This window comes from Bradyrhizobium sp. IC3123 (genome assembly GCF_020193625.1).
Classification (GTDB): Bacteria; Pseudomonadota; Alphaproteobacteria; order Rhizobiales; family Xanthobacteraceae; genus Bradyrhizobium; species Bradyrhizobium yuanmingense.
Genome location: NZ_JADYVF010000016.1, coordinates 18,287 through 39,829 on the forward strand (window position 1 = coordinate 18,287; position 21,543 = coordinate 39,829).

Below are 21,543 nucleotides of genomic sequence, written 5' to 3' on the forward strand. Positions count from 1 at the left end.
GATCTCGGCTATGACGCCGTGGGGTTTTGCAGGCTTTGAGGATTGACCACGTCGTCGACGTCCAGCGTCAGTGGCTCACCTGTGGCGAGGAACGACGACAGCGCCGCCTCGAACGGCGTCGGATCTATGCCGCGCGCTTTCAGCCAGCCCGGCTCGTAATAGGTCTGCCGGTAGCGCTCGCCGGAATCGCAGATCAGCGTCACCAGCGATCCCGTGACGCTCGCCTGGCGCATCTCCGAGGCGAGCCGGCACAGCGCCAGGAAGTTGGTGCCGGTGGAGCCGCCGACCGCACGGCGCAGCCGTCGCGACAGCACGTTCATCGCCGCGACCGTTGCCGCATCCGGGATCTTCATCATCCGATCGACCACGCCGGGCACGAAGGACGGCTCGCAGCGGGGACGACCGACGCCCTCGATCAGCGACGGGCGGTCGCAAACACGGGAGCGGTCCTGCGTGCGGAAGCAATCGAAGAACGCGGAATGCTCGACATCGGCGACGCACAGCCGGGTCGGATATTGCCGATACCGCAGATAACGTCCGATGGTGGCCGACGTGCCACCGGTGCCGGCGCCCATCACGATCCAGTCCGGAATCGGCCGCGGCTCGCCTCCCAATTGCGTGAAGATCGATTCGGCAATGTTGTTGTTGCCGCGCCAGTCGGTGGCGCGCTCGGCGAAGGTGAACTGGTCTATGTAATGGCCGTTGAGGCGGCCGGCGAGCGCGGCGGCTTCCGCATAGAGCGCGCGGCCGTCGTCGATCAAATGGCAATGGCCGCCATAATGCTCGATCGCGGCGATCTTCTCCGCCGAGGTCGTGCGCGGCATCACGGCGTAGAAGGGCACGCCGATCATCTCTGCGAAATAAGCCTCCGACACCGCGGTCGATCCCGACGAGGCCTCGACCACGGGCGTGCCTTCGCGGATGTGGCCGTTGCAGAGCGCATAGAGGAACAGCGAGCGCGCGAGGCGATGCTTCAGGCTGCCGGTCGGATGCGTGGACTCATCCTTCAGATAGATGTCGATGCCCGATAGCGCCGGCACGATCAGCCGGATCAGATGCGTGTCGGCGGTGCGGCACTGGTCGGCCTCGATCGCGGCCACGGCCTCGTCGACCCAGCCGCGCCGATAGGCCGGCCCGGCCGGATTGTGCTGGCGGAAGGGGAATGTCTGCATCGGGCGAATCTCTCATGATGCGGATAGCGCATCAATAGCTGCGCCTAAAATTCCAGCGGCGCGTTATCGACGACTTCCTTCATCACGAAGAAGGTCCGGGTCTGGCGCACGCCGGGGAGCGCGATCAGCTGCTCGCCGTGGATGCGGTTGAAATCCTCCATGTCGCCGACGCGGATCTTGAGGAAGTAATCGAAATCGCCGGCGACGAGATGGCAGTCGAGCACGAATTTCAGCTTTGCAACGGCTTGCTCGAAGATGGCAAAGCTTTCCGGCGTCGAGCGGTCGAGCACGACCCCGACCATCACCAGCGTGCCCTTGCCCACCTTCTTCGGCGCGACCATGGCGCGGACATTGGCGATGAAGCCGTCCTCGACCAAGCGCTGGGTGCGGCGATGGCAGGTGGCGGGGCTGATCGCGACCGTTTCGGCCAGCTCGGCATTGCTGAGCCGGCCGTTATTCTGAAGCAATCTCAATATCTTGAGGTCGGTGCGGTCGAGCCGGGCAGCCACGAAAGAAGCTTCCACAAATCTGTCTTTTCTGGAAGAAGTATTGCTTATCTACGCCATATCCGCAAGAAATTGCGCAACATCGGCGCAATATTCGAGAGCACATTTTCCCGAGGCAATGCTAGGGAGCCGCCAACACCAACGCCAATCGGGATGACCCATGAAGCTGGACAAATTTCCGCGCTATCCTTTGACCTTCGGCCCGACGCCCATCGAGAAGCTGGAGCGCTTGTCGAAGCATCTCGGCGGCCAAGTCGAGGTCTATGCCAAGCGCGAGGACTGCAATTCCGGCCTCGCCTATGGCGGCAACAAGCTGCGCAAGCTCGAATACATCATCCCCGATGCGATCGCCTCCAACGCCGATACGCTGGTCTCGATCGGCGGCGTGCAATCCAACCACACCCGCATGATCGCGGCCGTCGCGGCCAAGCTCGGCATGAAATGCCGCCTGGTGCAGGAAGCCTGGGTGCCGCACGAGGACGCCGTCTATGACCGCGTCGGCAACATCATGCTCTCGCGCATCATGGGCGCCGACGTGCGCCTGGTCGACGACGGCTTCGATATCGGCATCCGCAAGAGCTGGGAGCAGGCGATCGAGGAAGTGAAGGCCGCAGGCGGCAAGCCTTACGCGATTCCCGCCGGTGCCTCCGTGCACAAGTTTGGCGGCCTCGGCTATGTCGGCTTTGCCGAGGAGGTGCGCAAGCAGGAAGCCGAGCTCGGCAAGTTCGACTATATCGTCGTCTGCACCGTCACCGGCTCCACCCATGCCGGCATGCTGGTCGGCTTCGCCGCCGACGGCCGCGCCCGCAAGGTGATCGGCATCGATGCCTCCTTCACCCCGGCGCAGACCAAGGCCCAGGTGCTCGAGATCGCGCAGAACACGGCGAACCTCGTCGAGCTCGGCAAGGACCTCGTCGCTGACGACGTCGTGCTGATCGAGGACTACGCCTATCCCGCCTATGGCGTGCCGTCGGAGGAGACCAAGGAGGCGATCCGCCTAACCGCCCGGCTCGAAGGCATGATCACCGACCCCGTCTACGAGGGCAAGTCGATGCAGGGCCTGATCGATCTCGCCAAGAAGGGCTATTTCGAGAAGGGCGCGAAGATCCTCTACGCCCATCTCGGCGGCGCGCCCGCGCTGAACGGGTACGCGTATGCGTTTAGGAATGGGTGAGTCATAAGGGAGGCGAGACGACTCTCGCCTCTCTTCGTAGCGAAGCGTAATCCGGGATTCCCACCATACGAAGTGACTGTCCCGGATTGCGCTTCGCTCCATCCGGGCTACAGCAGCTGCGATCGTGGCTACCGCGTCCTCACGATCTGCAGCAGCTCGTCGCCGTAGTGCTCGAGCTTCTTGTCGCCGATCCCCGGCACGTTGCGCAGCTCGTCCAGCGTGGTCGGCCAGGCCCGGACGATGCCGTCGATGGTGGCATCGTGCAGCACCACATAGGCCGGCACGCCGCGTTCGCGCGCGACCTCTGACCGCCAGGCGCGCAGGCGCGCGCGCAATTCGGGATCGACGTCGCCTTGCGGCGCGCTCGCCGCGGGCGCGAGGTCACCGCGGCGTGACGTGGCCCGGCTGGCGCGAACCCGCGTGCCGGGCGCCTCCTCGCGCAGCCAGACCTCGGTCTCGCCGCGCAGCACGCCGCGCGAAGACTCCGTCAGCTTGAGCGCGCCGTAGGCTTCGCTGTCGCTGCGCAAATGGCCCATCGCCACCACTTGCCGCAGCACCGTGCGCCACTGCTTCTCGTTGAGCTCGCGGCCAATGCCGAACACCGACAGCTTGTCGTGACCGAACTGTGTGACCTTCTCGGTCAGGCGTCCGACCAGCACGTCGATCAAATGCATGGCGCCGAAACGCTGCCCGGTGCGATAGACGCAGGACAGCAGCTTCTGCGCCAGCACCTTGCCGTCGCGCATCTTCGGCGGCGTCAGGCAATTGTCGCAATTGCCGCAGCTCTCGCCCATCACGATCTCGCCGAAATAGGCGAGCAGGCGCCGGCGTCGGCAATGCGGCGTCTCGGCGAGGCCGACCAGCGCGTCGAGCTTGCCGATCGAGACCCGCTTGAAATCCTCCGATCCGGCCGATTCGTCGATCATGCGGCGCTGCTGCACGATGTCGGAGAGGCCGTAGGTCATCCACGCCGCCGACGGCTTGCCGTCACGACCGGCGCGTCCGGTCTCCTGGTAATAGGCCTCGATGCTCTTGGGCAGGTCGAGATGGGCGACGAAGCGCACGTCGGGCTTGTCGATGCCCATGCCGAAGGCGATGGTCGCGACGATGACGATGCCGTCCTCGTTGAGGAAGCGATCCTGGTTGCGCGAGCGCACCGCCCCGTCGAGCCCGGCGTGGTAGGGCAGCGCCGCAATGCCGGCCTCGGCAAGCGCTGCGGCGACCTCCTCGACGCGGTTGCGCGACAGGCAATAGACCACGCCGGCATCGCCCATGTGGCGCTCGCGGATGAATTCCTTCAGCTGCGACACCGCATTGCGCTTGTCGACGATCTCATAGCGGATGTTGGGCCGGTCGAAGCTGGAGACGAACTGCGGCGCGCCCGTCAGCTGCAGCCGCTCGACGATCTCCTTGCGCGTCAGCTCGTCGGCGGTCGCGGTCAGCGCGATGCGCGGCACGTCGGGAAAGCGCTCGGCGATGACGGAAAGGCCGACATATTCGGGCCGGAAATCGTGACCCCATTGCGAGACGCAATGCGCCTCGTCGATCGCGAACAGCGCCACCTTCGCCTGCGCCAGCAGCGACAGGCAGCGCGGCGTGACCAGCCGTTCCGGCGCGACATAGAGCAGGTCGAGATCGCCGGCGAGCAGGCGGCGTTCGATGTCGGAGGCCTCCTGCGGCGTCAGCGACGAGTTCAGCGCGGCGGCATTGACGCCGGCCTCGATCAGGCCGGCGACCTGGTCGCGCATCAGGGCGATCAACGGCGAGACCACGATGCCGCAGCCTTCGCGCAGCAAGGATGGAAGCTGATAGCACAGCGACTTGCCGCCGCCGGTCGGCATCAAGACCAGGCAATTGCCGCCGTCGGTGACATGGCGGACGATCTCGCCCTGCGCGCCGCGGAATCCCGGCAGGCCGAACACCGAATGCAGCACCGACAGCGCGTCGCGGCCGTTGGCTGGCGCAGGCAGTGGGGCGTTGGAGGGAGCGGACATGGGCGGAGCGGAGCAGATCAGGCCGTGGGATTCGTCACAAGGCCAGTCGCATGCTGGTGTGGCTGTGGCAAGACTGTTTGGAGGCGAGGCACGACTCTTCCCTCTCCCCTTGTGGGAGAGGGTGCCTCGCGAAGCGAGGTGGGTGAGGGGTTCTACCCGCGAACGCAGATATGAGCTTGTGGAGACATACCCCTCATCCGGCGCTTCGCGCCACCTTCTCCCACAAGGGGAGAAGGGAAGAAGAGGCTACGCCCCGATCCGTCGCAGCGCTTCTGCGACGGTCACGATCGGCATGTTGCGCTTGGCGGCGGCTTGGAGCGCATGACGCATCAAATGCGGCGTGCAGCCATAGGGGCTCGGCCTGTCGCTGACGTCGTGGCCGTAGAAGATCAGCCAGCCGCCACTCGCGACCGCCTCGTCGAAATAGCGATCGACCCCGGCCTCGTCGATCTCGCAATCGACCAAGGGCGAGGCGCGCAGGAATTGAAGGTCGATGACGCCGCTATTGACGCCGGGAAGAATGCCGCGCGCGGAACGGAAGGCTTTTGCCAGCTGCGGCTTGCGCCACACCGAGGCGATGCCATAGGGATAGGCGAAATTCTCCAGCGTGATCGAGGCATCAATGCCACGGAGATGGCTGCGGTTTCGTTCGATCTCGCGCGCCATCGCGGCTTCATCGAGCGTGGCCGAGCTCTGGTGCGAGAAGGTGTGGCAGGCGATTTCGTGCCCGGCGCGGTGAAGCCGGACGATGGCGTCATCCGACAAGCCATGCCAATGCTCCGACGGCTGACCGATCAGGCTGCCGGCGAGGTAATAGGTGCCGCGGCCGCCATGCCGCTCCAGTAGCTCGGCGCCCTCGCCCGCGGCGCTATCGGGGGCATCGTCGAACGTGAAGCTCACCATCGCCGCATGCGCGGCCAGCCGGTGCGGCGCGGCGCGGAAATGCCGGGCCAACCGATTGCTCACGCGTCCCTGGAGTGCCGACCACACGACTGCGTTTCCTGTGATGCCTTCTTGCTCTACTGAAACATTCGTGCGCAGGTCGAGGCAAGCCTAACGCCCGGGTAATCCTAACGCCGAACCAAGAGCGCTTCGGCTAGCGCACCGACATCGACGCGTCGGCGTCCGCGCCGAGATAACGCAACCAATTGCGGAAGAGCACCGCCGCCGCGTCGCCAGCGCCGATATCGGCGCGCAGGTTCAGCGCGGGCAGCCCGTTGCTGAGCGCCGGATGGCGCTGGTGCGCCGCCTTCTTCTCGAACCGAGCCAGCTTCTCTTCAGTCGCTGCGTCAAAATAACTCACCGGCAGGCGCGGATAGGTCTCCCGCTCCCGCGCGAGATAGCGGCCGATGTCACGCAGATATTCGCGCTGCAGCGACAGCGCGTCATATTCGGGGTGACCCTGGAAGAACACGAAGCGGCTGGCATATTGGCGAACGAAGACGTCGACGCCAGCCTCCTGTGAGCGTGTCAGCACCTGATAACCGGCGTGCACGAGGTCGCTCTCGGCGATCTCGTTCAAACGTGAATGCGAGACCTTGAGCGGTGCGGGCGCAGAGCGGGTCAGCAAATCGTCCGTCACGACGCCGCAATCGAAAATGCCGTGACATTTGGCCGGCAGCCGCCGCCGTTCAATATTGTCGAGGTGCAGCACCGCGGCATGCGCGGCAAGGCACGACCAGATCGTCGAACGCGTGTTGATCTTGGCCCAGTCGATCAGGTTCGTGAGGTCACGCCAGTACGGCTCCCCGTCGAGCTCGGGCGCGATCGGCTCTGCGCCCGTCACGATCAACCCATCGAATTTGCCGTGCTCGAGATCGGAAAGGTTGGAATACTCGCTCTCGACGTGCCACTTGGCTTCCGGCGACCGCTTCACGCTGGGAAGCGAGAAGCAGTGGAAGCGGATACGGCGCGAGCCCGCCGCGGCCAGAAGCAGCTTCATGAACTGCCGCTCGGTCGCCTTCAACGCGGCATCCGGCATGTTGTTGACGAGGCCGATGGTGAGTTCGGCGCCGGCATCGCGCGCGAGATCGTGCGCGGCCGGCACCAGCGTCGGGCCCGCGATGACCTGATCCTTGTCGATCAAGATCGTCATGGCCGGCGCCGCCTACTCCGCAGCCTCGCGGCGCGCCGACGGGCAGGCCTTTTCCAGCGCCTGGTCGATGTCCTCGATGATATCAGAGACATGCTCGATGCCGACCGACAGACGGATCGTCTCTGGCAGCACGCCGGCGGCGCGCTGCTGCTCCGCCGACATCTGGCGATGGGTGGTCGATGCCGGATGGCAGGCGAGCGACTTGGCATCGCCGATATTGACGAGCCGCGTGATCAGCTTCAGCGCATCGTAAAACGTCTTGCCGGCCTCCATGCCGCCCTTGATGCCGAAGGTGAACAGCGAGGAGGCGTTGCCGTTCAGGTACTTCTGCACCAGGGGATAATAGGGGCTGTCCGGGAAGCCGGTGTAATTGACCCAGGCCACGCGCGGATCGCCGCGCAGGAATTCGGCGACCTTGCGGGCGTTCTCGACATGGCGCTCCATGCGCAGCGCCACGGTCTCGATGCCCTGAAGCAGCAGGAAGGCATTGAACGGCGACAGCACCGAGCCCATTGTGCGCTGATAGACGCTGCGCGCGCGCTCGATATAGGCGGTCTTGCCGAAGCGCTCGGCATAGACTAGGCCGTGATAGGAGGCGTCGGGCTTGTTGTAAGCCGGGAAGCGATCGGCGTGCTCGGCCCAGGGAAAGTTTCCGGAATCGACGATGGCGCCGCCGAGCGTGGTGCCGTGACCGCCCAAGAACTTGGTTAGCGAATGCACCGCGATATCGGCGCCGTAGTCGAACGGCTTGAAGAGGATCGGGGTGGCGACGGTGTTGTCGACGATCAGCGGCACGCCATGCGCGTGCGCGACCTTCGCCAGCGCCTCGATGTCGCAGACATTGCCGGCGGGATTGCCGATGGTTTCGGCGAACACGGCGCGGGTGTTCTCGTCGATCAGCTTCTCGACGGCCTCTGGCTTGTCGCTCTCGGCAAAACGGCCGATGATGCCCTGGCGCGGCAGGATGTGGGAGAGCAGCGTATGCGTGGTGCCGTAGAGCTGCGGCACGGAGACGATGTTGCCGCCGTGATCGGCGACATTGACGAAGGCGAAATGCAGCGCCGCCTGCCCGGTCGCGACCGCAAGCGCGCCGACGCCGCCTTCGAGCTGGGCGATGCGTTTCTCCAGCACTGCGCTGGTCGGATTGGCGATGCGGCTGTAACGAAAACCTTCGGTCTCCAGATTGAACAGGGCGGCGCCATGATCGGCGCTGTCGAAGGCGTAGGCCGCGGTCTGGTAGATCGGCACGGCCACTGCGTGCGTGGTGGCTTCAGGCTCGTAGCCGGCGTGAATAGCGATCGTCTCGTTGCGCATCGTGCCACCTCCGCGTGGAGCGGGCCGCACTTATTGGCCTAGAATGAGGCATGTGCGTTGTCCGCCGCTCCTCTGTTAGAGGCGGGTGGTAAAGCGGACAATAATTCGCTTAGAGATCGAGGAAGTAACCCTAATGCTTGCTCGCGGATTGGCTGAAATCCGGGTTAAAGCGGATTAACGAACGCGCTCTCGCCGTGGCGCTCCTTCTCCCCTTGTGGGAGAAGGTGGCGCGAAGCGCCGGATGTGGGGTGTCTATCCACACGCGAACTCGTGGAGGGATACCCCTCACCCGTCTCGCCGCTCTGCGGCGAGCCACCCTCTCCCACAAGGGGAGAGGGTGAAATTACCCGCCGCTACGCCATTCTTTCCCACAGCCGGTGCGTGAGCACGCCGACGCGTTTCTCGATGGCGGCTGCGGCATCGAGGGCGAGATCCTCGCGATAGCGGCCGGCAATCAATTGCACGCCGATCGGCTTGCCGTCATGCAGCGCCACCGGCACCACCGCGCCGGGCAGGCCCAGCACGTTGATGGCGGAGATGAAGCGGATCTCGCCCCAGAAGATCTCGCGCACGCGCTCGGAGCTGATGGTGTCCTCGCGCGGGCCCGGCGTCGGCTTTACCGTGGTCGGCGCCAGCACCACCGGATACTCCTCGAAGAACAATTGCCAGGCGCGGATGTGGCCGTTGCGCGCGGCGGTCGCCTGCATCCAGCCCTTGAGATCGAGCACGTTGGCCTTGGCCTTCATGCCGCCCCAGGACTTGTGAAAATCCTCGGATGTGACCTTCAGCATGGCGGCCTCCTGCATCATCACGGTCTCGTTGGTGATGATGTCGCACCAGGTCTGCCAGACCCCGTTGATGTCGGGCACCTCGACCTCGCTGACGCGATAGCCGGACCGCTCGAGATGATCGGCAGCCTGGCGCAGCGCCGCGGCGACAGAGGGATCGACGTCCATGTCCTCGGGGATCTTCGCCAGTGCAACCTTGATCGGCCGCTTCGGCCGCTCGCCGACCAGCGGCGCGGGCACCCACCAGGGATCGCGCGGATCGCGCTGGCTCATCACCTCCAAAGCCAGGCGCACGTCGGCGACATGGCGCGCGAGCGGCCCCTGCGCCGACATCAGATGCGCCAGCATCGGCCGCTCCGACGTTGCGCTTCCGTTGAAGGCGGGGATGCGGCCCTGCGTCGGCTTGATGGTGGCAACGCCGTTGCAATGCGCCGGCCAGCGCAGCGAGCCGCCGATGTCGTTGCCGTGGGCGATGGTGCCGATGCCCGCAGCAACCGCCGAGCCTGCGCCCCCGGAGGAGCCGCCGCAGGTGATGTCGGGATCCCAGGGGTTGAGCGTCAGCCCATGCAGGGGATTGTCGGTGAAGCCGCGAAAGGAGAATTCGGGCGTGTTGGTGAGACCGATGACGATCGCGCCTGATTTCTTCAGGTTGCGCACCACGGGCGCATCCGATGGTGCAATGAGGTCCTTGTTGGCGGGCACGCCGTTGAAATTCGGCCGGCCCTCGTAGTCGACATTTTCCTTGATCGTAATCGGCACACCGTGCAGGAGACCGAGCTCGCCGCCTTTGGCGCGCTGCTTGTCGGCCGCGTGCGCCGCTTTGAGTGCTTCCTCCGAGAGATCGACGACGACCGCATTCAGCTTCGGATTGACGGTGCGCATCCGTTCGAGATGCGCTTCCACCGCCTCGACCGCGGAGATGGCGCCGGAGCGGATCGCAGCCGCGGTCTCGACCGCCGACCATTGCCAGGCCGGCCCGTTCGGGCGCCGCGGCTTCGCCGATTTGCCGGCAGCGGCCTTTCCGGCCGGCTTGGCCACGGCGCTCTTGCGGCCGGAGCCCTTCTTCGAAGCCTTCGCCGTCTTCTTCAACACACTTTTCTTCTCGGTCGCCGTCTTCTTCGCCACGCCGCATCTCCTAAAATTGCGCGGCGGAGGTTAGGGACGACGCGGGACCCTGTACAGGTGCGATTCTGCATGGCGCATTGTCGCGACGCTCTGTCGCAATCGCAGCCTTCCATGAGCAAGCTCCTACACCAACGGTGGATTGAGCCGCGCAAAGCCCTCCTGGACGCGATAGGGATAGTACGGATAAGGCGGCATCACCCCGCTGACCTCATCGAGCCGCTTGATCTGGTCCGCGCTCAGCGACCAGCCGACAGCGCCGAGATTGTCGCGCAGCTGGGCTTCGTCGCGCGCCCCGATGATCACGGAGCAGACCGTAGGACGCGACAGCAGCCAGGCAATCGCGACCTGCGGCACGGTCCGACCGGTCGCCGCGGCAATCGCATCCAGCACGTCAACGACGGCGTAGAGGCGCGCATCGTCCACGGGCGGACCGAACTGTGCGGTGGCATGCAGACGGCTTCCTTGCGGCAGCGGCTGGCCGCGCCGGATCTTTCCGGTGAGCCTGCCCCAGCCCAGCGGGCTCCAGACCAGAGCGCCGACGCCCTGATCGCGCGCGAGCGGCATCAGCTCCCATTCATAGTCGCGCCCGAGCAGCGAGTAATAGACCTGGTGCGCGACATAGCGCGGCCAGCCATGCCGGTCCGCGATCGCGAGCGACTTCATCAGCTGCCAGCCGGCGAAATTCGAGACGCCGACATAGCGCAGCTTACCGGCGCGCACGAGCATATCGAGCGTGGACAGCACCTCCTCGATCGGCGTGAACGCGTCGAAGGCGTGGAGCTGAAGCAGATCGATATGGTCAGTGCCGAGCCGTCCTAGCGCCGCATCGACCGAGGCAAGCAGCCGCTGCCGCGACGAGCCGGCATCGAGCGGACCGTCGCCCATCGGCAGGCTCATCTTGGTCGAGATCAGCACCTTGTCGCGGTGCCCCTTGATCGCAGCACCGAGGATCTCCTCGGAGGCGCCGTTCGAATAGACATCGGCGCTGTCGAACAGATTGACGCCGGCATCGAGGCAGATATCGACGAGCCTGCGGGCCTCATCGATGCCGCTGCGGCCCCAGGCGGAGAACAACGGACCCTGGCCGCCGAACGTGCCGGTGCCGAAGCTGAGGGCGGGAACTTTGAGCCCGGAAGCGCCGAGATTGCGGTATTCCATGATCGCTCTCCTACTCCGCCGGGCACACCGCGACGGTGGCCGGCGCGCGATCGAGCCGGAGACTCCACAGCGCCAGAACGAGGCCAATGGCGGTGATGCCGGCCGCGACCAGCGGCAGCGCCGAAAGGCCGAGCCCGCGGTCGATGGTGAGGCCGCCTGCCCAGGCGCCGAGCGCATTGCCGAGATTGAACGCGGCGATGTTGAGGCTGGAGGCGAGCGTCCGGCCACTGGGACCTGCGGCTTCCAGCACGCGAAGCTGAAGCGGGGCGACGGTCGCGAAGGCGGCGGTGCCGAGTAGCAGGATCAGCGCGACGGACAGGATCTTGATCGACAGCACGGCCGCCAGGCCGAGCAGCACGATCGCAAGCGCGGCAAGCGTGCCGGTCAAGGCCCGTGCGAGGCCGCGGTCCGCAAGCTTGCCGCCGGCGATATTGCCGATCCCAAGGCCGACGCCGAACACCAGCAGGATCGGCGAGACGGCAGCCTCCGAAAAGCCGGTGAAGCGCGTCAGGATCGGCTGGATATAGGTGAAGACGACGAACAGTCCGGCGAAGCCGAACACGGTCATGGCAAGACCGAGCAGCACCTGCGGACGGCCGAGCACGGCCACTTCCTCGGCAAGCGAGATCGGCTTGTCGCCATCGCCGACATGGCCGGGGACGAGCCCGGCGACGACCGCAAACGCGATCACGCCGATGACAGTCACCGCCCAGAACGCCGCGCGCCAGCCGAGCATCAGGCCGAGCCAGGCACCGAAGGGCACGCCCAGGAGCGTCGCGACCGTCAGGCCGATGAACATGGTGGCGATCGCAGACGCACGCTTGTCCTCGGCGACGAGGCTGGTGGCCACCACCGAGCCGACGCCGAAGAACGTGCCGTGGGCGAGGGAGGTCAGCACCCGCGCGGCCATCAGCAATTCGTAAGTGGGTGCGAGCGCGCAAGCCGCATTGCCGAGCGTGAAGATCGCCATCAACGCCAGCAGCACGGTTTTCCGCGGCAGCCGCCGCGTCGCCAGCGTCAGCACCGGCGCGCCGACGAACACGCCGAGCGCATAGCCTGATATCAGCAGGCCCGCGACCGGGACCGAGACGTGCATGTCGGCGGCGACCTGCAGCAGCAGGCCCATGATGATGAATTCGGTGGTGCCGATGCCGAAGGCACCGGCGGTGAGCGCGAGGACGGCAGGAGGCATGCGTTGCTCCAAGGGATGAGACGAGCCACGCAGATGGCGGCGCTGCCGCCAAACCATTAGAATGTCCGCAATCCAATCATTTGTGACGTGAATTCAACATGGCCCGTTTCGATACCAACCGCTCGGCCGAGATGGAGGTCTTCGTCCGCGTCGTGGACCTCGGCGGCTTCACCCAGGCCGCGCGAAAGCTGCGTCTGACGCCATCGGGCGTCAGCAAGCTGATCTCGCGTCTGGAGGCGCGCCTCGGCGCGCGGCTCGTCAACCGCACCACGCGCAAGCTGACGCTGACAGCGGAAGGCCAGGCCTTCTACGAGCGATCGTTGCGCATCCTCGCCGAGATGGAGGAGGCCGAGCGCGAGGCGGCCTCGGGCGCGGCGCCGCGCGGCCGCCTCACGGTCAATTGCAACATCCCCTTCGGCATGCTGCATGTGATGCCGTTGATCCCGCGGTTTCTGGCGCAGCATCCCGACGTCACGCTCGATCTCGTGCTGACCGATACGGTGATCGACCTGATGCAGGAGCGCGCGGACGTCGCCATCCGCGTCGGTCCGCTGCGCGCCTCGCGTCTGATCGCGCGAAAGCTCGGCACCAGCCGCATGGTCGTGGTCGGCGCGCCGGATTATCTCGCCCGTTGCGGCACGCCCAAGATTCCGGCCGACCTCGCCGACCACCGCGGCATCGGCTGGACCTTTCCACGCAGCATCCGCGGCTGGCCGTTCAGGCGTGGCGACCACGCCGAGGAGGCCCTGCCCCCGCCGGTCGCGCGCGCCAGCGACGGCGAAGCCGCCCGCCGCCTCTGCCTCGGCAGTGTCGGTCTCGCGCGCCTCGCGCTCTTCCACATCGGTCCCGACATCGAATCTGGCCGCCTCGTGCCGGTGCTGCAAGGCTACAATCCCGGCGACCGCGAAGACATCCACGCCGTCTATGTCGGCCATACCGCCCCACTCCCGGCACGCGTGCGCGCGTTCATCGATTTCCTCGCCGAGCACGTGCGGGTGAGCGACCCCGCGTTGAAGCGGACCGGGGATGGGAAGTGGAAGCTGGTGGGGTGAAGCGGCGGCGGAGGGCGCAGGAGAAGCTTGCCCCCGGCAGGCTTGCCGAGTCCACCTTCGCCCTGCGGGCTCCGGCGCGCCAGCCTTGCGCAAACGTCGTTTGCGAAGGCTGGCGAGGAGAGTGTCAGTCCAGGGATGCCGGGCGAGCCAACGCCGGCGAAATAAATTGCTTCTGCATTGCGGCCGCGCTTCCTAGGGTCGGCCTGTGCTTGGCCAATTCCAGCGTCCTCACGAGCACGGTCAAGCGTGCGATTGCGAAAAAGAGGCGACCACGATCATGAGCAATGCCATCACTGCCACCGGAGAGAAGCCGCTGACTCCAGCCATGCTGCGCGAATTGTCGGTGCGGTCCGATTGGCAGGGTCTGATCCGCGCGGCCAGCCACTACGGCGTGATCGTCGTTGTCGGCGCGCTGATCTGGCTGGTCTCATCGCAATACGGAATCGTCTGGGCGTTGCCGCTGGTGGTCGTCCAAGGCTACTTTGTCGCATTCCTGTTCATGGTGGTCCACGAGACCGCCCACAAGACGGCATTTCGCAGCCGGGCGCTTAATCTCGCCTTCGGTCATATCTCCTCGTTCGCGGTCGGCTTGCCTTACGAATATTACTGCTTATTCCACTGGGATCATCATCGGTATACGCAGGATCCAAAGAGGGATCCGGAGCTGCTGTCGGTTCCGATCCCGACCTCGGACGCGCAACTGATGATCGTCTACAGCGGCTTGCGGCAGGTTGCCTTCCGGGTGGGGCTGATGCTTCGCCATGCGTTGACCGGCAACGCCACGTCACCCTGGATTCCCGAAGGCAAACGCCACATTGTCGTGACAGAAGCGCGTCTCCATCTGGCAGGCTACGTCGCGCTGTTGCTGGCATCGATCGCGTTGCACACCTTGATCCTGTTGTGGGTCTGGGTGGTCCCCGTGATCGTCGGTCAATTGTTTCTGCGTCCGTATCTGCTTGCCGAACACACCGGCTGCGATCGCACGCGCAGCGCCTTCCAGAACACCCGCACCACCTATACCGCCAGGTTCGTGCGCTGGTTCGCATGGAACATGCCCTATCATGTCGAACACCATGCCTATCCTTCGATTCCTTTCCATGCGCTGCCGAAACTGAACCGGATCGTCGCCGATCGGATCGTCTACCGGGGCCCGGGCTACATCGCAGTGACGCGGCAGACGTGGGCCTGGTTTCGCCGCGCACGCAACGGTACCGAACGCCCGATCGGTTCTGATTGAATCGGGGGTCAGGGCTTGGCGAAAGTCAGCAGAGTGCCGTTGCTGCAGGCCATGCTGCGCCCAAGGCGTGAGCAGCTTGATGAATTTATCGCCCCGACCGCGGTTGGAAGCTGTTTTGCCTGCGCAAAAGTGGACAGCGGGGCCTTGTCGATTAATTGCTTCATGATCTTCGATCTTCAGACGATCCTGTCGTCAAGGTCGATCACCTCCGATCGCCGGCATCACAGGGATTTGGCATGCGATCAACAACTGCTCTTCGCTTCGCCGTGTTCGTGCTATCTGCGTCCTTCCTGTTTGCGCCGTCCGAGCGCGCGACGGCCGAGGAATTGCTGAAGGCGCGGCTCGCCCAGAATCTTGGGCCGATCTCGGGACTGGCGATCGTTGCCAATGCGAAGGGCCTTTTCGCCAAGCATGGGCTCGACATCTCGGTCTCCAACTTCACCAGCGGGAAGCAGTGCCTCGATACGGTGCTTGGGGGAGGGGCGGATTTCGCGACAACAGCCGAGGCGCCGGTCACGGCGGCCGCGATGGCGCAACAGCCCATCGCCTTCGTGGCGGGGATGGAATATTCGGATCTGAAGACCATGACCGCAGCTTCTGCCGGGATCAAGACGAAGGCCGATCTACGTGGAAAGCGAATCGCCTTCACGGCCGGAACCGGCAGCGAGGTCTACACCTCGGTTCTGTTGAAAGCGGCGGGCCTGACGTCGAAGGACGTGACGCTCGTCAACCTGCGACCGCAGGAGATGCTCCCTGCCATGGCGGCCGGCAGCATCGACGCATTCGACACCTGGGAGCCGCACGTCGCGAACGCGAAGAAGGCTCTCGGCGAAGGCGCGATCCCGCTTGATACCAAAGGTCTCTACTCGGAGACCTTCAATATCGTCGTGACGCAGTCTTACCTCGCCGCCAACCCGGCGATCGTCAGCAAGTTCCTGGCGTCCCTCATCGAAGCCGAGGGCTGGCTCAAGGCGAATCCGGGTGAAGCAATCGACGTCATCGCAGCGGCGACGGGGATGAAACGCGATGAATTGGCGTCGATCTGGACGGACTACGTCTACCATGTGCGCCTCGACGACAGGATTCTCACGACTCTGAAAACCCATGCCGCCTGGCGGCTCGAGACCGGCAATCATCCCCCTGGAGCGAGCATGCCCGATTTCACGAAAGTCCTGGTGACGGCGCCGCTGAAGGCGCTCGATCCAGCTCGCGTCACGCTGGGGGCACGCCCGTGAGCGTCGGCAGACGCAGCAGCGCGACCGAACGGCTGAGCGTACTGGTCGCCGTCCTCTCCGTGCCCGCCTTCACAGGCATGTGGGAACTGGTTGCGCGCTCCGGCATCGTGAACACCGTGCTGTTTCCGCCGCCATCGACCGTCGCCGTTGCCGTTCTCGAATGGATTCGCAGCGGACAATTCTTCGCCGACCTGATGGCGAGCCTCGCGCGCGTGGTCGCGGGATTTGCCATCGGGGCCGCGGGCGGAATCGTGCTCGGCATCCTGACCGGCCGGTTTCGGCTGGTGTCCAGCCTGCTTTCGCCCTTGTTTCACATCCTTCGCCCAATTCCTCCCATAGCCTTCGTGCCGATCGTCATCCTTTGGTTTGGCCTCTCGGAAACAGGCAAGCTTTTCCTGGTCGTTTGGGGCGTGTTCTTCACGGTATGGCTCGCGACCCACATCGGGGTGCAGAAAGTCGACCGCGGACTTATCCGAGCCGCCCAGATGCTCGGCACGCCGCAACCGCAGATGCTGTGGGAGATCGTCCTTCTTGGCGCGCTGCCCTATATCACGGTCGGTCTTCGAACCGCGGTGAGCATCTCCTTCTACACGCTGGTCGCCGCCGAGTTGGCGGGAGCGTTCGCCGGTATCGTTTATCGTATCGAAATTGCGCAACAGAACATGCAAACGGGTCAGGTCATGGGCGGGCTGGCGGCTCTCGGGCTGCTTTCCTTCATCGCCGACCGTTCCTTCGCAATTCTTGCCGAACGTGCTGTGTGGTGGCGATGACCCCGAGCCTGCTTCGTCCAGACCAGCCGCTCAGGCTCGTGGATACGTACCCGCCGTCCGCCGCGGCGCGTCAGGCGATCATCCGGGTCGAGGATTTGAGCATCGTCTTCGATGCGCCGAGCGGGCAGGTCATCGCAGTCGACCGCGTATCCCTGGCAGTAGCCCAGGGGGAATTCGTCTCGATCGTCGGTCCATCCGGCTGCGGCAAGTCCACGCTGCTGAATGCAATGGCCGGCCTCGAGCGGCCGTTCGGAGGCCAGGTGCTCATGGCCGGCGAAGCAATGCGCAAGCCACGACCCGAGATCGGAATGGTCTTCCAGCAGCCACATCTGTTTCCGTGGAAATCGGTGCGCCGGAATATCGCGCACGGGCCCCGCGCTCTCGGCAAGCCGAAAGCGGAGGCGCTGCGGATTGCCGACGGCCTCATCGAGATGATCGGCCTGACCAGATTTGCGTCGGCATATCCGCACACGCTATCCGGGGGCATGCAGCAGCGGGTTGCGATTGCCCGTGCCCTCGCCAATCAACCGCGTGTCCTGTTGATGGACGAGCCGTTCGGAGCGCTGGATGCGCAGACCCGGGCGGTCATGCAGGACAATCTGCTCGAGCTCCGCGAGCGGATCAATGCAACAATCGTCTTCGTCACACACGACATCGATGAAGCGATCCTTCTCTCTGACCGTGTGCTGATCATGAGCGCCGGACCTGGCCGCATCCTCAGGGATCTTCAGGTGAGCCTGCCGCGGCCGCGCTCCAGCGCCATTGTCGCGGAGGCCGCCTATCTCGCCCTCAAGCGGGATTGCCTTGACCTGATCCGCTCGGAAGGCCGCAGGGCCTTCGAGCAGATGGAAATCAAGACGTAGGCGCCTGACGATATGTTCTGGCATGGCTCTTGAATAGCTTTCCCCTGCGGCGGCAGGGGAGCGAGCAGATGTCAGCGGCAAGTCTCAGGAATGCGACCGGCATCATGCTGGCGGGATCGGATGCTCTGGTCGGGTCCCTGCCGAGCTTGTTGGATCCGTTGTGTGAGGCTGACCGGCGCCGTGTCCTCGCCATCGGCCGCGAGGAGGTCCTGCCGGCAGGCAAGCATGTCTGGCGTCAGGGCGATCTGCAGAACGGCATTTATCTGATCGAAGAGGGGCGTATTCGCAGCTACTACGCGGCGCCTTCCGGACGCGAGGTGACGCTGGCCTACTGGTTCGCCGGCAATTTCGTCGGCGGCCCCGATCTGTTCGGTACTGGTGCCCACGTATGGTCTTCGGTTGCAGTGGAACGAAGCCGAGTGACGTTCTTGCCCGGCCCAGCCCTGCGCGCGCTGGCGCTTCAATCGGCAAGTATCGCAGTCGCGCTGCTGGATGCGCTCGCCTTCAAGGCACGGTGCTACTCGGCCATGGCGCAAATGCTGGGGACCCGCTCGGTGACCGAGCGGCTGCATCGTCTGTTGGTCTTCCTCTCGAAGATCTACGGTTCGCAGCAGGGCCGCGAGATCGTGATCGGGATCCCGTTCACGCATGGTGATCTCGCCAATCTGATCGGCTCAACCCGCCAATGGGTGACGGTGCAGCTTTCCCGCATGCAGGCAAGAGGCGTCATCCGTTATCACCGGGGCCTGATTGTGATCCTCAATCTGCGCGCCCTCGATCTCGAAGTGGTCTAGGAGGCGGCCTTCGGATATTCCTTTAGATCGAACAGTCTGGCCTTCGCATCGGGCAGCCATCGTTCGGCAAGGTCGAGAACAACATGGTCGCGCCACGCAGGTGCCAGCAAAGTGATACCCATCGGCATGCCGTTGCCGAGCGTTGCATTGGGAACCGACACCGCGCACAAGTCCACGAGATTGGCAAAATAGGAGTAGTAACCGAGGCGGTTGTTGAGCGTGATGGGATCTTCCATCATCTCCGCAATCGTGAAGGGGCGTGGCGCGGTCGGTACCACCAGAACATCGATCTCCTCGAAAAGCGTTTGGATCTGGCGTCGCAGCTTCCAAAGTCGATGTTGCGCGGCGAATGCATCTGTTGCGGAAAACCGGGCAGCTCCGCTCAGCACGTTGCGGATGACGTCAAGCAGGTCTCCATGATCGATGTTCATGAGCTTGCTGATCGCCGCATGACGTTCGGCAATCCAAGGCCCTGAAAAGAGCATTTCACCGGCTTCGGCGAAAGGCGCGAAGTCAATGTTCCTGGCTTGACCTCCCAGCCCCGAAAGCTTCGTGCAGGCCTGCCTGTAAAGGTCATCGCATTCCGGCATGCCGAATGAATTGAGATGACCGACAGGGACCTGGCCGAACCGGAATTTGCGAGGAGGTGGGAAGGACGAGGCAATCCGTTGGCGGCTAAAGGGATCACTGTCGTCGAATCCTTCGATCAACCCGAGCAGAATTCGACCTTCGGCAATGGAATTGCAGAAGATCGAGGGACAATCGAGCGTCGGACAGTTCGGCACAAGTCCCCGGGACGAGACGAGGCCGACGGTTGGCTTGATCCCGATGATTCCGTTGAAACCTGCGGGAATCCGGCCTGAGCCGCCGGTATCTGTGCCGAGAGCGAAGGCAACATGGCCGGATGCTACGGCAGCAGCCGAGCCGGAGCTCGAACCGCCGGCGACATACAGATCGTCCGCCGCACTAGAACAGGCGCCGTAGGGGGAGCGGGCGCCGGACAGTCCGGTTGCGAACTGATCCAGGTTGGTTTTGCCAAGACAGATCGCACCCGCGGCCGCCAATTTCTCGACGCATCTGGCCGATTGCGCAGCCCGATATTCGAATGACGGACAGGCTGCTGTCGTTGGCATGGCCTCAACGTCAATATTGTCCTTGACGCCGAATGGCACGCCAAGGAGCGGCAGGACTTCACCCTCTTCCGCTCGTTGCACAAGGGCATCAACCTCAGCCAGCGCTTCTTCCATGGGCCGCACATAGATCCAGCAATTGCGGTGCCGGTCCCGCTCGATGCGCTCATAGGCGCTTATGATGATGGAGGCTAACTCGGCACGGGAACGGAGGGGTCGGCTCTGCGCGGATAGGATCGCTTGCGGCACGGAATAAGCTCCTGAGGGCATGACCCCACGAATATGAAGCCGCTACCCAGCAATGAAAGCAACTAAGCGCCTCAACCGCACCGGCAGGACTCGAGCCTGCGACCAAACCGTTATGAGCGGCAGCAAATGGCGGAGAGAGTGTCAGTCAATCCTGATTGACGTATAAGCTGTTTTCATTCCGAAGGGTGGCAATCAACGGTCCTGGCTACTGGGCGCTTAGACACGCCTCGTAACACGACGAGGTAATGAAGATGGCGACGAAACGGCTCTTTGACGACTTCGACTTCGAAGGCTTCTGGGACGACTGTCCGTATTCCCTGGAGAACTATGTCGAGCCTCCGCCGACCGACGAGCTGATCGCCTCCATTGAGCATGAAATCGGAGGGTATCGGCTGCCGGCGGCCTATGTCGACCTCGCACGGCGCCACAATGGCGGAATGGTCAAGCGCAACTGCCATCCAATGAAGGAGCGTACAGGCTGGGCGGAGGACCACGTGGCTATCGAGGGGCTCTTCGCTCTTGGCCGTACGTCCACCTATTCACTCGCCGGGAAGTTTGGCGCCAAGTTCATGATCGAGGAATGGGGCTACCCGCCGATTGGCGTCGGAATCGCCGACACGCCGGCCGGCGGCCACGAACTGATCATGCTGGACTACCGGAGCTGCGGAAAGCGGGGCGAGCCGCAGGTCGTGTACGTCGACCAGGAGGATGACTGCCGTATCGTCGTCGTCGCGCCGGACTTCGAGACCTTCATTCGCGGCTTGGTGGAGGAGTCCGAGTACGACACTGCTGAGGAGGATCGGGCCGCTGCGATCGCGACCGTCGAGCGGGGAACGTTATCGCCAATCGTGGTGCGAGCCTTGGCCGCCGTCGGCGACCGTCTGCCGCACGGCGAGCGAATGTTGCGCACCTTGGCCCGGCAGATCGTGGACGAGAAGGGCTTCTTTGCCCTGCACGACGACGAGCGCTCACATCTGATGTATGGACTGATGTTCTGGCTTTATTCGAGCCTTCGTACGGCCAGATCCTTCGAAGCTTTCTTGGGCCGGTCCGAGACCGGCACCTCCTACGACTCGCCTTGTTACGAGCTGATGATCGCTTTCGACCTTGTCACCGAACCTTACGGCTTCAACACGCGCGGGTACGCCGAGGGCTTTGTGAGGGACTGGTGGGACGCGTGCGTCGCCCGCGGCGACATGGCCGAGATGGCGGAAGGCTACCGTCTGACTTCCAGGGCCGAGGCGGCCCTGCTCGGACGCTTGGCGACGATTGCTGGCCCCGAAGGCAAATAAGCCGGCGCCATTGATTTGAGCGGGTGGCGGAGGGAGAGAATCTCGAAAAAAACTTGCTGGAACAGATGCTTACCAAATGCTCTCGCCGCGAGAGCGTCAGCATCGAAGTTTCTCCGCTCTAGGTGCAAAATCAACGAGAGGAGCGCCCTGCCCTACTCGGACCTAGCCGAATCGCGTCCAATAGCTGAAAGAGCTTTCGATTGCTGGACACTTCGTCCCCGCCGCAACCGCCTCTTCAGCCATGGCTTAAACGGGGCTAGGTATCCGTTTTGCGCAAGAGAAACGCAGAGTAGCGGTTAGCGATCGATCGAGTAAGGAGCAGTTAGGGACTGGGCCGGTCGGGAGCCGCTTTAGGTACATCACCCCTATCGGCACTATGTTGCCAAGTAAGGAGTTGATGGGT

Annotated in this window: 19 protein-coding genes; 8 read left to right on the plus strand and 11 right to left on the minus strand. The window is 64.2% G+C overall.

Annotation, left to right across the window (positions count from 1 at the left end):
• Positions 1 to 8: 8 nt before the first annotated feature.
• Both I6F20_RS32665 and I6F20_RS32670 read right to left on the minus strand, forming a co-directional pair.
• Entirely contained in the window at positions 9 to 1,172 is a 1,164-nt protein-coding gene (locus I6F20_RS32665) for a PLP-dependent cysteine synthase family protein (RefSeq protein WP_225129842.1), read from the minus strand.
• A 44-nt stretch (positions 1,173 to 1,216) separates the two neighbouring features.
• Complete coding sequence (locus I6F20_RS32670) at positions 1,217 to 1,681, minus strand: Lrp/AsnC family transcriptional regulator (RefSeq protein ID WP_225129844.1); 465 nt, start codon at positions 1,679 to 1,681, stop codon at positions 1,217 to 1,219.
• Positions 1,682 to 1,838: 157 nt separating this feature from the next.
• On the opposite strand from I6F20_RS32670, the gene I6F20_RS32675 reads away from it, so the two are divergent.
• Positions 1,839 to 2,852: a 1-aminocyclopropane-1-carboxylate deaminase gene (locus I6F20_RS32675; protein WP_225129846.1), complete on the plus strand. Its 1,014-nt coding sequence runs from the start codon at positions 1,839 to 1,841 to the stop codon at positions 2,850 to 2,852.
• Positions 2,853 to 2,980: 128 nt separating this feature from the next.
• Here the strand turns inward: I6F20_RS32675 and recQ are convergent, their stop codons facing one another.
• The 7 genes from recQ to I6F20_RS32710 form a co-directional block, all read right to left on the minus strand.
• Positions 2,981 to 4,846 carry a DNA helicase RecQ gene (gene recQ, locus I6F20_RS32680; RefSeq protein WP_225129848.1) on the minus strand — a complete coding sequence of 622 codons (1,866 nt, stop codon included), beginning with the start codon at positions 4,844 to 4,846 and terminating at the stop codon, positions 2,981 to 2,983.
• Positions 4,847 to 5,092: 246 nt separating this feature from the next.
• A complete protein-coding gene (locus tag I6F20_RS32685) occupies positions 5,093 to 5,836 on the minus strand; it encodes a polysaccharide deacetylase family protein (RefSeq protein ID WP_036016102.1) in 744 nt (247 codons plus the stop codon).
• A gap of 106 nt (positions 5,837 to 5,942) precedes the next feature.
• On the minus strand, positions 5,943 to 6,941 hold the full coding sequence (gene metA, locus I6F20_RS32690) for a homoserine O-succinyltransferase MetA (protein ID WP_225129853.1): 999 nt from the start codon (positions 6,939 to 6,941) through the stop codon (positions 5,943 to 5,945).
• A gap of 12 nt (positions 6,942 to 6,953) precedes the next feature.
• Complete coding sequence (locus I6F20_RS32695; RefSeq protein WP_225129854.1) at positions 6,954 to 8,255, minus strand: O-acetylhomoserine aminocarboxypropyltransferase/cysteine synthase family protein; 1,302 nt, start codon at positions 8,253 to 8,255, stop codon at positions 6,954 to 6,956.
• Between the two features lie 353 nt (positions 8,256 to 8,608).
• A complete protein-coding gene (locus I6F20_RS32700) occupies positions 8,609 to 10,168 on the minus strand; it encodes an amidase family protein (protein ID WP_225129856.1) in 1,560 nt (519 codons plus the stop codon).
• 123 nt (positions 10,169 to 10,291) lie between these two features.
• Positions 10,292 to 11,326: an aldo/keto reductase gene (locus I6F20_RS32705; protein WP_225129858.1), complete on the minus strand. Its 1,035-nt coding sequence runs from the start codon at positions 11,324 to 11,326 to the stop codon at positions 10,292 to 10,294.
• 10 nt (positions 11,327 to 11,336) lie between these two features.
• Entirely contained in the window at positions 11,337 to 12,518 is a 1,182-nt protein-coding gene (locus tag I6F20_RS32710) for an MFS transporter (RefSeq protein WP_225129859.1), read from the minus strand.
• A 98-nt stretch (positions 12,519 to 12,616) separates the two neighbouring features.
• Between I6F20_RS32710 and I6F20_RS32715 the strand changes: the two genes are divergently transcribed.
• Complete coding sequence (locus tag I6F20_RS32715; protein ID WP_225129861.1) at positions 12,617 to 13,570, plus strand: LysR family transcriptional regulator; 954 nt, start codon at positions 12,617 to 12,619, stop codon at positions 13,568 to 13,570.
• Positions 13,571 to 13,847: 277 nt separating this feature from the next.
• Positions 13,848 to 14,807 carry a fatty acid desaturase gene (locus tag I6F20_RS32720; RefSeq protein ID WP_225129863.1) on the plus strand — a complete coding sequence of 320 codons (960 nt, stop codon included), beginning with the start codon at positions 13,848 to 13,850 and terminating at the stop codon, positions 14,805 to 14,807.
• An 8-nt stretch (positions 14,808 to 14,815) separates the two neighbouring features.
• Here the strand turns inward: I6F20_RS32720 and I6F20_RS32725 are convergent, their stop codons facing one another.
• Entirely contained in the window at positions 14,816 to 14,971 is a 156-nt protein-coding gene (locus tag I6F20_RS32725; RefSeq protein ID WP_225129865.1) for a hypothetical protein, read from the minus strand.
• Positions 14,972 to 15,043: 72 nt separating this feature from the next.
• Here I6F20_RS32725 and I6F20_RS32730 point away from each other — a divergent pair, with 72 nt between their 5' ends.
• From I6F20_RS32730 to I6F20_RS32745, 4 genes are all read left to right on the plus strand, one after another.
• Positions 15,044 to 16,042 (plus strand): ABC transporter substrate-binding protein, encoded by a 999-nt coding sequence (locus I6F20_RS32730; protein ID WP_225129866.1) that lies wholly within the window; start codon positions 15,044 to 15,046, stop codon positions 16,040 to 16,042.
• A gap of 107 nt (positions 16,043 to 16,149) precedes the next feature.
• On the plus strand, positions 16,150 to 16,812 hold the full coding sequence (locus I6F20_RS32735) for an ABC transporter permease (RefSeq protein ID WP_225129868.1): 663 nt from the start codon (positions 16,150 to 16,152) through the stop codon (positions 16,810 to 16,812).
• Positions 16,800 to 17,675: an ABC transporter ATP-binding protein gene (locus tag I6F20_RS32740; protein ID WP_225129869.1), complete on the plus strand. Its 876-nt coding sequence runs from the start codon at positions 16,800 to 16,802 to the stop codon at positions 17,673 to 17,675. Before I6F20_RS32735 ends, I6F20_RS32740 begins: the two co-directional genes overlap by 13 nt.
• Positions 17,676 to 17,779: 104 nt before the next feature.
• The gene (locus I6F20_RS32745) at positions 17,780 to 18,469 is read left to right on the plus strand and encodes a Crp/Fnr family transcriptional regulator (RefSeq protein WP_225129871.1); all 690 of its coding nucleotides are present in this window, start codon (positions 17,780 to 17,782) and stop codon (positions 18,467 to 18,469) included.
• Here the strand turns inward: I6F20_RS32745 and atzF are convergent.
• A complete protein-coding gene (atzF, locus tag I6F20_RS32750; RefSeq protein ID WP_225129872.1) occupies positions 18,466 to 19,848 on the minus strand; it encodes an allophanate hydrolase in 1,383 nt (460 codons plus the stop codon). The genes I6F20_RS32745 and atzF overlap by 4 nt on opposite strands.
• Positions 19,849 to 20,093: 245 nt before the next feature.
• Here atzF and I6F20_RS32755 point away from each other — a divergent pair, with 245 nt between their 5' ends.
• On the plus strand, positions 20,094 to 21,140 hold the full coding sequence (locus I6F20_RS32755; protein WP_225129874.1) for an SMI1/KNR4 family protein: 1,047 nt from the start codon (positions 20,094 to 20,096) through the stop codon (positions 21,138 to 21,140).
• Positions 21,141 to 21,543 lie beyond the last annotated feature (403 nt).